General features: G+C 74.5%; 13 protein-coding genes and 1 tRNA gene. 8 read left to right on the top strand and 6 right to left on the bottom strand.

What is annotated here, in order from left to right; translation table 11 throughout:
• Positions 1 to 60 precede the first annotated feature (60 nt).
• The 4 genes from KPL60_RS30525 to KPL60_RS30510 all read left to right on the top strand — a co-directional run bounded on the left by KPL60_RS30525 (position 61) and on the right by KPL60_RS30510 (position 3,700).
• On the top strand, positions 61 to 651 hold the full coding sequence (locus tag KPL60_RS30525; protein WP_226367953.1) for a hypothetical protein: 591 nt from the start codon (positions 61 to 63) through the stop codon (positions 649 to 651).
• 79 nt (positions 652 to 730) lie between these two features.
• Complete coding sequence (locus KPL60_RS30520) at positions 731 to 2,047, top strand: MFS transporter (protein WP_308016890.1); 1,317 nt, start codon at positions 731 to 733, stop codon at positions 2,045 to 2,047.
• 2 nt (positions 2,048 to 2,049) lie between these two features.
• Positions 2,050 to 3,201 (top strand): DNA polymerase III subunit delta', encoded by a 1,152-nt coding sequence (locus tag KPL60_RS30515; protein WP_226354310.1) that lies wholly within the window; start codon positions 2,050 to 2,052, stop codon positions 3,199 to 3,201.
• Positions 3,194 to 3,700 (top strand): 2'-5' RNA ligase family protein, encoded by a 507-nt coding sequence (locus tag KPL60_RS30510; RefSeq protein WP_226354309.1) that lies wholly within the window; start codon positions 3,194 to 3,196, stop codon positions 3,698 to 3,700. Before KPL60_RS30515 ends, KPL60_RS30510 begins: the two co-directional genes overlap by 8 nt.
• On the opposite strand, the gene KPL60_RS30505 is transcribed toward KPL60_RS30510, so the two are convergent.
• Complete coding sequence (locus KPL60_RS30505; protein WP_226368275.1) at positions 3,690 to 5,969, bottom strand: M20/M25/M40 family metallo-hydrolase; 2,280 nt, start codon at positions 5,967 to 5,969, stop codon at positions 3,690 to 3,692. The genes KPL60_RS30510 and KPL60_RS30505 overlap by 11 nt on opposite strands.
• 167 nt (positions 5,970 to 6,136) lie before the next feature.
• Here KPL60_RS30505 and KPL60_RS30500 point away from each other — a divergent pair.
• Both KPL60_RS30500 and KPL60_RS30495 read left to right on the top strand, forming a co-directional pair.
• A tRNA-Thr gene (locus KPL60_RS30500) sits at positions 6,137 to 6,210 on the top strand.
• 342 nt (positions 6,211 to 6,552) lie between these two features.
• Entirely contained in the window at positions 6,553 to 7,572 is a 1,020-nt protein-coding gene (locus KPL60_RS30495; protein WP_226367952.1) for a cation diffusion facilitator family transporter, read from the top strand.
• Here KPL60_RS30495 and KPL60_RS30490 read toward each other — a convergent pair.
• A complete protein-coding gene (locus tag KPL60_RS30490) occupies positions 7,536 to 8,012 on the bottom strand; it encodes a helix-turn-helix domain-containing protein (RefSeq protein ID WP_255656674.1) in 477 nt (158 codons plus the stop codon). The genes KPL60_RS30495 and KPL60_RS30490 overlap by 37 nt on opposite strands.
• Before the next feature lie 30 nt (positions 8,013 to 8,042).
• Between KPL60_RS30490 and KPL60_RS30485 the strand changes: the two genes are divergently transcribed.
• Entirely contained in the window at positions 8,043 to 8,876 is an 834-nt protein-coding gene (locus KPL60_RS30485) for an alpha/beta fold hydrolase (RefSeq protein ID WP_226367951.1), read from the top strand.
• Positions 8,877 to 8,911: 35 nt separating this feature from the next.
• On the opposite strand, the gene KPL60_RS30480 is transcribed toward KPL60_RS30485, so the two are convergent.
• Together KPL60_RS30480 and KPL60_RS30475 are read right to left on the bottom strand one after the other, a co-directional pair.
• The gene (locus KPL60_RS30480) at positions 8,912 to 9,676 is read right to left on the bottom strand and encodes a DUF1345 domain-containing protein (protein WP_226367950.1); all 765 of its coding nucleotides are present in this window, start codon (positions 9,674 to 9,676) and stop codon (positions 8,912 to 8,914) included.
• Complete coding sequence (locus KPL60_RS30475; protein ID WP_226367949.1) at positions 9,657 to 11,201, bottom strand: alpha/beta hydrolase; 1,545 nt, start codon at positions 11,199 to 11,201, stop codon at positions 9,657 to 9,659. The genes KPL60_RS30480 and KPL60_RS30475 overlap by 20 nt, the downstream gene beginning before the upstream one ends.
• Positions 11,202 to 11,393: 192 nt before the next feature.
• On the opposite strand from KPL60_RS30475, the gene KPL60_RS30470 reads away from it, so the two are divergent.
• On the top strand, positions 11,394 to 12,113 hold the full coding sequence (locus KPL60_RS30470) for a MerR family transcriptional regulator (RefSeq protein ID WP_226367948.1): 720 nt from the start codon (positions 11,394 to 11,396) through the stop codon (positions 12,111 to 12,113).
• A 4-nt stretch (positions 12,114 to 12,117) separates the two neighbouring features.
• Here KPL60_RS30470 and KPL60_RS30465 read toward each other — a convergent pair whose 3' ends face one another.
• Positions 12,118 to 13,263, bottom strand: a complete 1,146-nt coding sequence (locus KPL60_RS30465; RefSeq protein WP_226367947.1) for an urea transporter — start codon at positions 13,261 to 13,263, stop codon at positions 12,118 to 12,120.
• A gap of 50 nt (positions 13,264 to 13,313) precedes the next feature.
• A complete protein-coding gene (locus tag KPL60_RS30460; protein WP_226367946.1) occupies positions 13,314 to 14,354 on the bottom strand; it encodes a formamidase in 1,041 nt (346 codons plus the stop codon).
• Positions 14,355 to 14,375: the final 21 nt, after the last annotated feature.

Below are 14,375 nucleotides of genomic sequence, written 5' to 3'. Positions count from 1 at the left end.
CCGCGCGCCATACCCCGTCGGAACGAGGCATCACCGCTGGTCGCGGCCTAGCATGCCGTCATGGCCGTGCGGTGGAGGAGCAGGCGTCCCGCGCCGGCGCCCGCCGACGACGGGCGCTGGGGCGTGGCGCGGCTGGTCGCCGAGCGCGAGGCGGACCGGCTCGCCCGGGAGCGGGTCGCCCCCGCGGAGGCCCCGGACCCCGACCCGCCGGCGGAGGAGGAGCGGCCCGCTGCGCGCGAGCCCGACGTCGACGGCCCCACCCAGCGGACCCTGACCGCGGTCCGGCGCCGCAGGCCCGGCCCCGCCGCCATCCCCACCCCGGACGACGACGCGGGCGACCCGGTCCCCGGCCCCCGCCGCCCGGTGACGCCCACCCCGTCGTCGCCGGTCCCGCCCGCGCCCCGGCGGTCCCCGACCGGCCCGGTGCCCCGGCTGCCCGCCCCGCGCCGCCCCCGCGCGGACGGCGACGAGCCCGTCGGCACGGTCTACCGGCCGCCCGCGGTGTCCGCCCGGCCCCCGGTCGACCTCGACAACGGCCTGCTCGGCTTCTCCCGGCTCACCCGCGGCCGGGTCGGGGCCCGGGTGTTCACGATCGTCTTCGTCCTGATCTACCTGGTGATCCTCGTCCAGACGCTGTCCACCATCGTCTGAGGCAGCGCGTCCGCCGTCGGTGGGCCGGTCTAGCCTGAAGATCCGCACGCCGTGCCGGGTGAGGAGGAGGTGAGCCGCGATCACGACCCCGTCGTCGACGTCGCACCGCCTGACGTCGGTCCTCGCGATCCCCGCCTTCCGCAGGCTCTGGTCGGTCACCGCGGTCACCGCGACCGGCGAGTGGCTGGCGCTGCTGGCGCTCACGTCGCTGGCCACCCACCTCACCGCGGGCGCCGGGTTCACCGCGCAGAGCTTCGCGCTCGGGGGCGTCGTCGCGACCAAGCTGGTGCCGTCGCTGCTGTTCGGGCCGCTCGCCGGGGTGCTCGCCGACCGCTTCGACCGGCGCAAGGTCATGGTGACCTGTGACCTCACGAAGTTCGTGCTGCTGCTGTCGATCCCGTTCGTCGGGCAGCTGTGGTGGCTGCTGGTCGTGACCCTGCTCCTCGAGCTGTGCACCATGTTCTGGATCCCGGCGAAGGACGCGGCGGTCCCGAACCTGCTGCGCAGCCCGGCGCAGATGGAGAGCGCGGCGCAGCTGAGCCTGCTGGTGACCTACGGCGTCGCCGTCGTCGGGGGCGCGGGGCTCTTCGCGCTGGTCAGCAAGGTCGGTCCGCTGTTCGGCGCGGACCAGGCGACCACCGTCTACGCGGCGCTGTGTCTCAACGGGTTCGCGTTCCTGGCATCGGCGCTGGTCGTGTACTTCGCCATCCCGGAGATCTCCGGCCGGGCCACCGAGGCCGAGCGCCGGCACGCCCCGCCGTCGATGCTGTTCCTGCTGCGCGACGGCTACACCTTCGTCGTCCGCACCCCGCTCGTGCGCGGGCTGGTCATCGGGATCATCGGCGCGTTCACCGCGGGCGGCGCCGTGATCGCCACGGCCAAGCTCTACGCGTCGAGCCTCGGCGGCGGGGACGCGGCGTACTCGATCCTCTTCGCGTCGGTGTTCGCCGGTCTCGCGGCGGGCATGGCCGCCGGTCCGGTGCTGGCCCGGCAGGTGCCGCACCGGCGCCTGTTCGGCAGCGCGATCATCGGGGCCGGGGTGTCGCTCGTCGTCGTGGCGGTGGCGGTGCACCTGTTCATGGCGATCGCCGCGGTGCTGTTCGTCGGCGCGTTCGCCGGGGTCGCGTTCCTGACCGGTCTCACGATCATCGGCACCGAGGTCGCCGACGGGATCCGCGGCCGGGTCAACGCGTTCGTCCAGTCCCTGGTGCGGCTGGTGCTGCTGGGCGCGATGTCGGTGGTGCCGGTCGTCGTCGGCATCGTGGCGACGCGGACGGTGACCGTGGGCGACACCGCGCTGCTGGTCGACGGCACGCGGTTCGTCCTCGCCGGCGGGGGCGTCCTGGCGGCGGTGGTCGGCGTCGTCGCGCGCCGGCAGATGGCGGAGGAGGGGTAGTCGTGAGCGTGTGGGACGACGTGGTGGGCCAGCCCGCCGCCGTCGCCGAGCTGGACGGGGCGGCGTCGGACCCGACGGCGATGACCCACGCCTGGCTGTTCACCGGCCCGCCCGGCTCCGGCCGGTCGAACGCCGCCCGCGCCTTCGCGGCCGCCCTGCAGTGCCGCTACCACGGCTGCGGCGAGTGCACGGCCTGCCGGACCGTCATGGCGGGCACCCACTCCGACGTCCGCGAGATCGTCCCCGAGGGACTGTCCATCTCGGTCGCCGAGATGCGCTCGCTCGTCCAGCTCGCCGCGCGGAAGCCCGCCACCGGGACCTGGCAGATCGTGATCATCGCCGACGCCGACCGGCTCACCGAGGGCGCGTCGAACGCGCTGCTCAAGGCGGTCGAGGAGCCGGCGCCGGAGACGGTGTTCCTGCTGTGCGCGCCGTCGGACCACCCCGACGACGTGCCCGTCACGATCCGGTCGCGCTGCCGGATGGTGCACCTGCGCAGCCCGGCGCCCGACGCCGTCGCCGGGGTGCTGCGCGACCGCGACGGGATCGACCCCGAGCAGGCCCAGTGGGCCGCGTCGGTGTGCGGCGGCCACGTCGGCCGCGCCCGGCGCCTCGCCCGCGACCCGCAGGCCCGTGCCCGGCGCGAGGAGATCCTCGGCGTGCCGACGAAGCTGCGCCGCCTCGGCGACGCGTTCTTCCACGCCGACGTGCTGATCCGCGCGGCCGAGGCCGAGGCCGACGAGCTGCGGTCCTCCCGCGACGAGTCCGAGCGCGAGGAGCTGGCCGTCGCGATGGGCGCCGGCGGCACGGGCAAGGGTGCCGCGTCGGCGGCCCGCTCGGCGAAGGCGGCCGAGCGGGACCTGGAGAAGCGTCAGAAGAGCCGCGCCACCCGGACCCAGCGGGACGCGCTCGACCGCGCCCTGGTCGACCTCGCCGGCTTCTACCGGGACGCGATCGTCGCCGCGACCGGCGCGACGGTGCCGCTGACCAACCCGGACCGCGACCGCGAGATCCGGGTGGCCGCCGCCGAGTGGGGCCCGGAGTCGAGCCTGCGTCGCCTCGAGGCGGTGCTCGCCTGCCGCGACGCGCTGGAGCAGAACGTGAAGCCGCGGATCGCCGTCGAGGCCATGATGACGGCCCTGCACCGTGGATGACCGGCCGCTGATCCTCACGGCCCTGCTCGACGACGCCACCCAGGCCCGGTTCGACGACCTGCGGGAACGGCACTTCCCGGCCGGGCGCAACCACCTCGCCGCGCACCTGACCCTGTTCCACGCCCTGCCCGGCGACGCCGCCGCCGAGCTCGCCACCGACCTGACCGCCGCGACCGACCGCGCCCCGATGACCGCCCGGGTCACCGGCCTGCGGCTGCTCGGCCGCGGCGTCGCCTTCACCCTCGACTGCCCCGACCTGTCGACCCTGCGCCGCGGCGTCGCCGACCGGTGGCGGTCCCGCCTCACCCGGCAGGACGCCGGGAAGACCGACCTGCACGTGACCGTCCAGAACAAGGTCACCCCGGCCACGGCCCGGGCGCTGCACGACGACCTGGCCGCCGGGTTCGCCCCGTGGGACGCCGGCGTCCCCGGCCTGGCGCTGTGGCGCTACGACGGTGGGCCGTGGGAGCCGGGCCCGCGTTTCCCGTTCACCCGCTGAGCTCCACCCGCGTCGCCAGCACCACCTGGTCGCCGGTGCGGTCCGGGGCCGCGCGCAGCTCCGGTGGCCGCGGCACGAAGCCCGGCACCCCGGCCGGCCCCGGCGAGAGGTCCGCGACGGCCACGCCCAGCGGCCCCGGCCCCGTCACCAGCTCGACGACGGCACCCGCGGCCGGCACCGCGTGCAGCCGGATCTCGGTCAGCCCGTCCGCCGGCGCCGCCGACACGGCAGGCCGTCCGGCGGGCGTCACGGTCGCCGTGGTGACCGCCCGGTCCGGTCGCAGCGTGATCCCCGGCGCCCCGCGCGGGCTCGTCACACGCAGCACCGCCCGGTCCGCGGTGCGGCTCAGGACCTCCACCCGCGGGCCCGGTACGGCCAGCGGCTGAGCCGGCCCGGTGCGGACCTCGTCCGGGCCCGGCCAGGCCGGCACCTCCTGTGCCGGGGTGTCCAGGTAGCGGGCGGTCCAGGCCGCGGGGACGGTCTGGTTGCTGACCCAGCGGGCACCCTCGTCGTCCTGCAGGAACGACAGGTGCGAGGCCTGCGGCCGTTCCGCCGACGGGCCGTTCACCGCCGCCCCCACCCCGGCGAGGACGACCGCGGCCAGCGCCGCCGCGACGGGCACCGGCCACACGCGACCGGGCGGACCCCCGACCGTCGCGCGCTGCATTCCCTCCGGGACGAGGACGACGGTGAGGGCCGCGGCGGTGAGCACCAGCGCCCCGGCCGGGACGCCGTCGGACACCCCGGACAGCACGAACAGGTCCCAGCCCAGCGGCACCAGCAGCGCCGCCGCCGGGACCGCGCCCAGCGTGGCGGCCGCCGTCGCGACGACCGGGCGCCCCCGCAGCACGAGCGCGACGGTGAGCCCGGCGCCCGCGGCGGCCGCGGGCCACGCGAACAGGTACGACGCGCCCGGCACCGTGCCCGCGGTGACCAGGCCCAGCACCGCGAGCACCAGCACCCCCGCCGCGGCCGCGCCGGCGGCGCCCGCCCAGCGGCGCACCGCGAGCCACCACAGCGCCGTCACCGCGACGGCCAGCGCCACCGCGGCCGCCTGCACCGGGACCGGGCGGTGCAGGAACGGGCCGGTGTCCGCCCACACCGGATGCACCGCCAGGAGCGCCCGCCACAGTCCCACCGACGCGGACACCGCGGCGACGACCGCCACGACCAGCAGCGCGGCAGCGCCCAGGACGCGCGGCACCGTCGTCGCCCCGCGCCGGCGTGCGACCAGCACCGCGGCGACGACCGCGACCGCCCCGAGCGCCGCCACCGGCCACACCAGCCACGACGGGTACACGACGGTCGTCCCGGCGAACCGGAAGTACGTCGCGTCGTCCTGCGGCAGGGCGCCGGACACCGCCGGATCGAGCGGGGCGAGATCCTGGTCCCCCAGGGCGCGCGCCAGGCCGAGCGCGGCCTCGCCGTGGCCCTGCACGCTCGCCGCGCTCAGGTTCTCCGGGGCGTCGCCCGTCGTGTGGTACTGCACCGGCTGCTCGACGAATGCGACGTCCACACCGGGGCGGCCGGCGTCGAGGACCCGGGTGAGGTCGGTGTCGTTGGGCAGCAGCCGGAACGCCTCCACCAGCGACGAGTCGCCCGTCGGGTGCGGTACGGCGTCGGCGAACACCCGGGCCAGCCCGGCGTTGCCCGGGGAGGTCCGGAACATCAGCGACGGCCCGGACACCCCGCGCGCCTCGAAGTTCACGGTGACCGCCGGGCGCGCGGACGGGACGAGCTCGTCGCGCACCCAGGCCTGCATCCCGAGCAGACCGACCTCCTCGGCGTCGGTGACCAGCACGAGGAGGTCGTTGCGCAGCGGCGGGCCCTCCCGCAGCGCGCGCACCGCCTCCAGGATCGCCGCGACCGACGCCATGTCGTCCGCGGCGCCCGGCCCGCTCGCGACCGAGTCGTAGTGCGCGGACAGCACGACCGCCCCGGTCGGGTCGGTGCCGGGCAGGGTGGCGACGACGTTGTCGACCGGCGCCGCGACCATCCTGCTGTCGGCCCCGCCGACGCCGGTCGAGGAATGCAGCCGCGTGGTCAGCCCGGCCGCGGTCAGCCGGGCGGCGATCGCGTCCCGGGCAGCGACGGCGGCCGGGCTCCCGCCCGGGCGCGGGCCGTCGACCAGGTCGTCCACCGTGCGCATCGCCCGGTCCGCGCTGAACACGCCCGGGTCGGCGTCGGCCGGGACGGGATGTGGTGCGCGTCCGTCCAGCCACGTCGCCGCACTCACCAGGAGCAGGGCCAGGACCGCCAACAGCCGCATCGTCACGGGGGTGATCCTGCCTCCGGACGGCGCAGCGGGCGTCCGACTTCCGGATGATCCCGGGGCAGGGACGCGGTCGGGCACTGCGCGGAGCCGTGCCGGTCGGGGGAGCCGGTGGGGGGTGCTCCGGGGGCGCGGAGGGCGCCGCTACACTGGTTTCGCACCACGCCGCCTTAGCTCAGTCGGTTAGAGCGACGCACTCGTAATGCGTAGGTCTGGGGTTCGACTCCCCAAGGCGGCTCCGCGAAGCCCCTGGTAGCGACGCTGCCGGGGGCTTCTTCATGTCGTGGGGGAGGTCCATCCCCCCTCATGCCCCTGCACCGGCCGGACGCCCTACCACTGCCGGCGGGGTCGGTCGCCGGCCGCTCGGCTACACGCTGCAGCGCTCGACGACGGAGCGTTCCCGGCGTCGGACGTCATCAACTTCTGGCGCAGGCTCCGCGCCTACCTCCGCCGGGGACGACACCGTGGCACGGCCGGTCGCGGCGGTCGCACAAGTCGGCAGGTGCGGACCGATGTTCGGTGAAACGATGGGCGTCGTGATCGCGACAACGGGTTCCGCACAGGCACGGACGACGGTCCGATGACCGACGAGGACCGGTCGACGGAGGACAAGCAGAGCGGCAGCACGCTGTCCGTGGCGCTGGCGTTCGCGGCGAACCTGCTGGTGGGCCTGCTCAAGCTGGTGGCGGGCCTGCTCACCGGATCGTCGGCGATGCTGTCGGAGGCGGCGCACTCCGCTGCCGACTGCATGACCGAGCTGCTCCTGTTCACGGCGTTGCGGCGCTCGGGCAAGCGGCCGGACCGCGTCCATCCCTTCGGCTACGGCAAGGAACGCTTCTTCTGGGCGATGATCGCCGCGGTCTCGGTGTTCGTCGTCGGCGCCACGTACTCGGTGTTCGAGGGCATCCTGACCGTGATCGAGCAGCCGCGGGACCCCGCCGAGGAGCAGTACGCATGGGTGGCCTACGCCGTGCTCGGCCTGTCCGTCGTGATCGAGGGGACGTCCTGGCAGCAGGCGTTGCGCCAGGTCCTGCGCGAGAAGCGGGAGCTGGGCCTGCCGCTGGTGCGGTACCTGCGGCTGTCCGACGACCCGACCGTCAAGAGCGTGCTCTACGAGGACACCGCCGCGATCATCGGGTTGGTGTTCGCCCTGGCCGGGGTCGCGCTGCACCAGGCCACCGGCTCGTCGGTCTGGGACGGGATCGCGTCGATCCTGATCGGGCTCCTGCTGGCGTTCGTCGCGTTCGTGCTCGGGCGCACGAACAAGGACCTGCTGATCGGGCGGTCGGCCGAACCGCGGGTGATGCGCGCGGTGTACGAGCACCTCGACGACGCACCGGAGGTCGACGCCGTCGTCGACCTGCAGTCGATGCTGACCGGGACCGACTCCGTCCTGCTCTGCGCCCGCGTCGACTTCGTCGACGACGTCAGCGCCGCCGATCTCGAGAGGGCCTGCGTCCGGCTCGACGAGGAGCTGCACGACCGCTTCCCCGACCTCGACCAGATCTTCATCCAGCCCGTCCCGCGCACCGACCCGGCGACCCGGGCCGCGGTGCTCGAGCGCTACGGCACGGTCCCGGACGGCCGGCGCCCGGAGTAGAGCGCCGGTCGGGTCACCGCGCCCGCCCGGACCGCCTCGGTCCGTGTGCGATGGTCGTCGATGCGCCCCATGTTCTGCTGGGCCCATTCGCGCAGCGCCGAGAGCGGGACCTCGAGGGAGGTCCCGAGTTCGGTGAGTCGGTAGTGCACGTGCGGCGGGACGGTGTCCTCGACGCGGCGGGCGACCAGGCCGTCGAGCACGAGGTTCTGCAGCGTCGTGGACAGCATCTTCTGCGAGATCCCCGGCGCGCGTCGTCGCAGCTCCGTGAATCGCAGCTCTCCGCCGTCGGCCAGCGATCCGACCACCATCGAGGTCCACTTCGTGCCGAGCCGGTCGAGCAGACGACGCGTGGGGCAGTCCGGGGAGAACAGGTCCCCGCGCCGGGGGTCGGTCACCCCGGGCTCACCAGGTGCCGTCGACGTGCCGTCTTCCGCCTCCATGGTCGGTGAGCTTAGGTGACGTGGTCACCGATGGTTACCCAGGAGGTCGTTGTGCGGATGGTCGCCGTGAACGGGGTCGAGCTGGCCGTCGACGAGGTGGGGCAGGGGCCGCCGGTGCTGCTCGTCCACGGCTTCCCGCACACCGGGCTGGTGTGGTCCGAGGTCCGCGACGCGCTGAGGGAGGACCACCGTGTCGTCGTGCCGGACCTGCGCGGGTTCGGGGCGAGTACCCGCACGGCCGAGGGGCTCGATGCAGGGACGCTGTCCGGGGACCTGGAGGAGCTGATCGTGTCCCTCGGGGCCGCGCCGGCGGTCGTGGTGGCGATCGACGCCGGTGTCCCCGCCGCGTTCCTGCTCGGCATGCGTCGTCCGGACCTCGTGGCGCGGCTCGTACTCGTCGAGTCGACGCTGGGGACGCTCCCCGGCGCCGAGGCGTTCTTCGGGGGCGGGCCCCCGTGGTGGTTCGGCTTCCATCAGGTCCCGGGCCTCGCGGAGAGGGTGCTGCACGGGAACGAGGCGGCGTACGCCGGGTGGTTCCTCGACCAGGGCACCCGCGGGCGTGGGATCCGTCCGGAGCTGCGGTCCGCGATGGCCGAGACGTTCGCCCGCCCGGACGCGCTCCGCTGTGCGTTCGCCCTCTACCGGGCGCTGCCCGAGTCCGGACGCCAGATCGCCACGGCGGTGGCCGGTGCCCGGTTGACGGTGCCCACGACCGCGGTCGGAGCCGCGCCGGTCGGCCGGGCGCTGGAGGACCAGCTGTGCGGGGTCGCCGACATCCTCGACGGACACCTCCTCGACGACTGCGGGCACATCGTGCCCCTCGACCGGCCGGACGAGCTCGTGGCGATCCTGCGGCGCACGTGACCCGTGCCCGTCGGAGAGCTCCCGGTCGTGGGCGATCACGTGGCGACGGTGACGAGCAGCGACACCAGCAGCGCGATGAGCACGGTGTTGAAGACGAAGGCGACGACGGCGTGCAGCGCCGCCGTCTGCCGCATGGCGCGCCCCGTCACGGCGACGTCCGCGCTGGTGTAGGCGGTGCCGACCTGGATCGCGAGGTACAGGTGGTCGGTGAACCCGGGTGGCCCGTCACCGGTGCCCGCGAAGTCCAGCCCGCCGGCGCGGGCGTTCTCCCGGGCGTAGTGCACGGCGTAGACCGTCACGATGAGCAGCCACGAGGTGCTCACCACCAGGACCGCCAGCCCGACGACGACGGGGTCCTCCCGCAGCTCCCGCAGCACCATCGCGCCGACCACGGCCCCGATCGCCACCGCGCAGAACGAGAGGGCGCCGAGCGGGCCACCGCTGCCCGCGAGCCACTCGACGCGTCGTCGGCGCCGTCGTCCCGAGCGGTTCTCGGTCAGCCACCCGGCCAGCGCGGCCCCGTCGGCCCGGCGCAGGACCGTGATGGTCAGGCCCGCGTAGAGCGCGGCCCAGACACTCCATGCTCCGAAGTAGACGGAGACGACGAAGCCCAGCGATCCGATGTCGTCGGGTGAGACGGTCTGGACGGCGGCGCCGTACGCGGCGGCGAGGACGACGGTGACCGCGGTCGTGACGAGGTACCGGGTGCCGTCGGAGGCCAGGCGCGGCCGGCGGGGCGCTGCGGGGCCGCCCCGTCCCGGGCGGGACTCGGAGAGCGGGTCAGAGGGAGCAGTGGGCATCGTCGGGCACCGTCAGGTCGATGAGGTAGTCGGCGACGACGTCGTCGACACAGGCGTTCCCGGCGACGAGCACCGTGCCGTGCCGCTCACCCTCGACGGTGAGCAGGCCGGATCCGAGGGTGTCGGCGAGGGCGACGCCGCCCTCGTGCGGCGATGCGGGATCGCCGGTGACGGAGACGACGAGCGTCTGCGGCAGGCCGTCGACGTCGGTCGCGTAGGGCGACCCCAGCGTCGGGTCGGCGGGCCAGTGCTCGCAGCCGTCGCGGGCCCCGCTCCCGCGGCCGTCGTCGAGGAACGGCGCGGCCTGCAGCATTTCCCGGCGCATCGCCGTCTCCTGGTCCGGGGTCAGCCGCTCGCGGTCGTTGCAGTGGGTCGCGAAGGCGCCCTCGATGAACGTGGACCAGCTGCCGTCGCTCTGCAGCTCGTGGGCCCCGTCGCGGATCGCCAGCAGCAGGTCTCCCCGGCCCGCCGTGAGCTCGGTCAGTCCCTGGACGAGCGTCGGCCAGTTGTCCTGTGAGTAGAGGGCGAACAGCACGGCCTCGACCGCGCTCCGGTAGGTCAGCCCGCGGTCCCGGCCGGTGGCGGCGGGGTCGTCGGCGAGCGGCCGGACGAGCTCCTGGAACCGCGCGGTGGCCTGCTGCGGGTCGTCCCCCAGCGGGCAGCTCCCGGCCGCGGCGCAGGCGGTCGCCATGGCGTCGAACGAGCGCTGGAAGCCGGCGTACTGCTGGACCATCCGGTCCCGGATGCCCAGGTCCGGGTCCATCCCGCCGTCGAGGACCATGCTCCGGACGTTGCGCGGGAACGTCTCGGCGTAGACCGCGCCCAGCCGGGTGCCGTAGCTGGCACCCAGGAAGTTCAGCTGGTCGTCGCCGAGCGCGGCGCGCAGGACGTCCATGTCCCGGACCGTGTCGCGGCTGCCGAGGTGGCTGATGACGTCCGCCCCGCCGGAGCCCTCGGCGCAGCTCGCCGCGGCGTGCCGGGTGACGTCCTCGCTCCAGGTCTCCCCGCCGAACAGGAAGGTGGCCATGAGCAGGTCGGCCCGGCGCTCGTCGTCGGTGAAGCAGTCCACGGTCGGGGTGGACGCACCGGTGCCGCGCATGTCGAAGCCGACCAGGTCGAACCGCTCGGTGATCCGGTCGGAGCCCGGGAAGGCCGCCAGCTGGGCGGCGTAGGACATCCCCGGCTTCGCCGGCCCGCCGGGGTTGACGACCAGGGAGCCGATCCGGTCCCCGGTCGCGGGGACGCGCAGGACCCCGAGTTCGGCCGTCCGTCCGGCGGGGTCGTCGTAGTCCAGCGGGACCGTCAGCCGGGCGCACTCGAGGCCGTCCGCGCCGAGGACGGCGGCGTCGAGCTCGGTGGTGGCGTACCCGGCGCACGGACCGAAGGCGAGCTCCTGGGTGTGGAAGGCGTCCAGGGACGCGGGGTCCGGCCCGCCGGCGGTGGCCGGCGCGGTGGCGCACCCGGCGATGAGACCGAGCAGGACGGTGGAGGTGGTCAGCAGGCGTAGACGTGGGTGACGGGACACGGCGAGGACGACTCCGGATCGAGCAGGTGACAGGGCAGGGGCAGCGCACACCTGGCCGTCACGGCCACCTCAAGATGCAACGGTGTGGCGCCGGTCACCGGTTATGGTCGGTTCGTCCCCGTCCCCCGACGGCGCCGCGACCGCGCCCGGGCCGGGCGTCCGCGCACGCTGGTCGGAGGGAAGGACGGTGCCGTGGTGTGGAGCCCCCGCCGGCTGGCCGAGCTCGCCGGGACGAGTCGTCGCGCGGTGCGGCACTACCACGAGCTGGGGCTGCTCCCCGAGCCGGAACGGCGGTCGAACGGGTACCAGCAGTACGGGGTGGAGCACCTCGTCCGGCTGATCCGGATCCGCCGGCTCACCGAGCTGGGTCTGTCGTTGTCGCAGGTCGCCGCGGTCGGGGACGCCGACCGGCTGCCCACCGGGGTGCTGCGCGACGTCGAGGCCGGGATCGCCCGCGACATCGCCCGCCTGCAGCGGACCCGCGCGGAGCTCGTGACGATGCTCGAGCAGGAGACGCCGCTCGACGTGCCCGTCCGGATCGCCGGCCGGATCGAGGGGCTGCCCACGGCCGAACGGGGCCTCGTCGTCGTCCTCAGCCGGCTGCTCGGTCCGCGGCCGCTCGAGGCCTACCTGGACCTGCTGCCCCCGTACCGGTCGCACGCGGCCGTCGTCGCCTTCGACAACCTCCCCGGCGACGCCGACGAGTCGAGCCGCGAGGTCGTGGCGACCGGCATCGCCGAACACCTCCGGCGCCTCTCGGTGGAACGCCTCACCCAGTTCCAGCTGATCGAGGCCGGTCTGCGGGGGGCCGGACCGGGGCGCCAGGACGTCCGGAGGGCCGTCGGAGACCTGTACAACCCCGCGCAGCTCGACGTCCTGACGAGGGCGCGGCGCCGCACCGCCGCCCGCTGACCGGTCAGTCGGGGACGCCGGTGGTCCGGGCGCCGCCCGGGGCGGCCTCGAGCTCCTCGCGCCGCCGGATCCGGTGCTGCTCGGGCGTGCTCAGCCGGTCCAGCGGGACGGCGACGAGGCCGGAGGCCGACCTGCCGGCCAGCAGGAACATCAGGGTGGCGAGGCAGAAGGGAAGCGTGAGGGCCGGCACGCCGACCGGGCCGAGGAGCGCGGAGCAGGCCCCGTAGAGGACCGCGCCGACGACGGCGCAGCCGAGCGCGAACAGCACCGACCGCCAGGTGAACACGTACAGCAGCGCGATCGCGACGGCGCAGACGAACGAGTTGTACCCCCAGAACCCCGTGTAGATCAGCACGCCGTCACCGCCCAGTGCGAGCCCCGTGAGTGCGCCCACCAGCGAGCCGGCGACGGCCATCAGCGCGAGGATGCGCGAACAGACCGCCATCGCGACGACCACGATCACCCCGGAGGCGAACTGGCCGGACAGGACCAGGGTGCCCAGGCCGTGGACGACGGCGTGCCCCAGGCCCGCCAGGTCGTTCTCGCCCACGGCGCCCGCCGCGGAGCGCACCGGTGTCGTGATCTCGGGGAGCGGGAGCTGTCGTGGCGTGAGGGCGGAGCCGCCCTGCAGGTGGGTCACCGCGAAGGTGCAGGCGAGCATGCCCATCGTGAGCAGGTTGAACGGGAGCGTGACCGGCGGGACGCCCCAGCCGCCGATGAAGACGCGGACGAGTGCGGCCATCAGGACGGTGCTCGCCGCGGCGCCGAGCGCGCCGTAGACGAGGACCGTGATGCTCCAGGCCGGGGAGAGCAGGAATGCGAGGGCACCCGCGACCAGCGCGCCGTTGAAGCCGTAGAGGCCGTCGGCGGTGAGGTCGCGCTCCATCCCCAGCGCGCGTGCCGTGGCGGTGGCGACGACGACCCCGACGGTCACCGCGACGCCGACCCAGGCCGAGGAGACGTACATCGCCAGCAGGATCCCGGCCCCGCTGACGGGGTTGTTGACGAACACGATCTGGCCGATGCCGCGCAGGCAGTGGTCGACGAACGCCACCACCGGACGGTTCTCGACGACCGCCGCCCAGCGCGGCATCGTCGCGTCGATCGCGTCCCATCCGCGTCGTACCCGACCGTGCGGGACCTCCGGCATGCTGCTCCTCCAGGGCGAGCGTGGACGTGGTGCCCGGGCACCGGGTGGGGTCAGCGCTGGTCCGGCGCGCGGATCGGGAGGACCCCGCCCACGACCTCCGCGCCGCGGTAGCCGCGCGTCGGCGCCTCGAACCCGGACCCGGTTCCGTCGGTGACCTGCACCTCGTCCTCCCAGGGGAGGCGGTACTTCCCGTTCATCAGGTCGTGCATGTAGGTGTAGGGGCAGTCCTGCGCCCCGCCGTCGACGGCGACGAACCCGCGGTGCCCGAACTGGTAGATGTTGTTCTCGACGCCCCAGGTCCGCCGGGCCTCGGCGACGAGGTCCGGACGCACCTCGGCCGTGACGATCTCGTCGGGGCGGTTCGTGCCGGCGGCCATGACGGTCCCGTCGAAGCTCACGACCATCCCCTCGCCCATCGAGTCGAAGGTGCCGTCGGAGCCGCACATGCAGACGCTCGCGCTGTAGACGAGGTTCGAGAACGAGTTCGCCTGGTTGGTGACCTGCCACGAGTGGCGGATCGGCCGCGTGTAGCCCGCCGTGCGCAGCACGATGTCGGCGCCCTTGTAGGCGGCCTCACGCCACATCTCGGGAAACATGCCGTCGTGACAGATGATCAGCGCGAGGGTGCTGCCGTTGGGGCCGTCGCAGACCGGTACGCCGATGTTCCCGGGCTCCCACGGCTCGACCGGGACCCACGGGTGCATCTTGCGGTAGTACAGCCGCAGCTCGCCCGTGTCGTCGATGACGATGCCGGTGTTGTAGGGGTTGCCGTGCGGGTTGAACTCCATGATCGAGAAGCAGCCCCAGATCCGGTTCTCGACGCAGGCGGCCCGGAACGACTCGACCTCCGGACCGTCGATGCGGCACATGATCTCCGGGTTCGTGTCCATGGAGAGGCCGTGCAGGGAGTACTCGGGGAACACCACGAGGTCCATGGACGGCATGGTGCGCCGCGCCTTGCCGACCATCTCGCGGATCCGTCGCGACTGGGCCGCGAGATCGTCGGGGGTCACCACGTTCGGCAGCTGGGCCTGGACGAGGCCGAGAACGACGCCGTTGGGCGACTTGTTGAGCCCGCCGAGTCCACTCATCTTCAGTGCCTGCCCCTCTGA

It is taken from the genome of Pseudonocardia sp. ICBG162, assembly GCF_020496225.1.
Lineage (GTDB): Bacteria > Actinomycetota > Actinomycetes > Mycobacteriales > Pseudonocardiaceae > Pseudonocardia > Pseudonocardia alni.
Note: the sequence above shows the minus strand (reverse complement) of the source record. Positions and strands in the feature narration are given on the sequence as shown.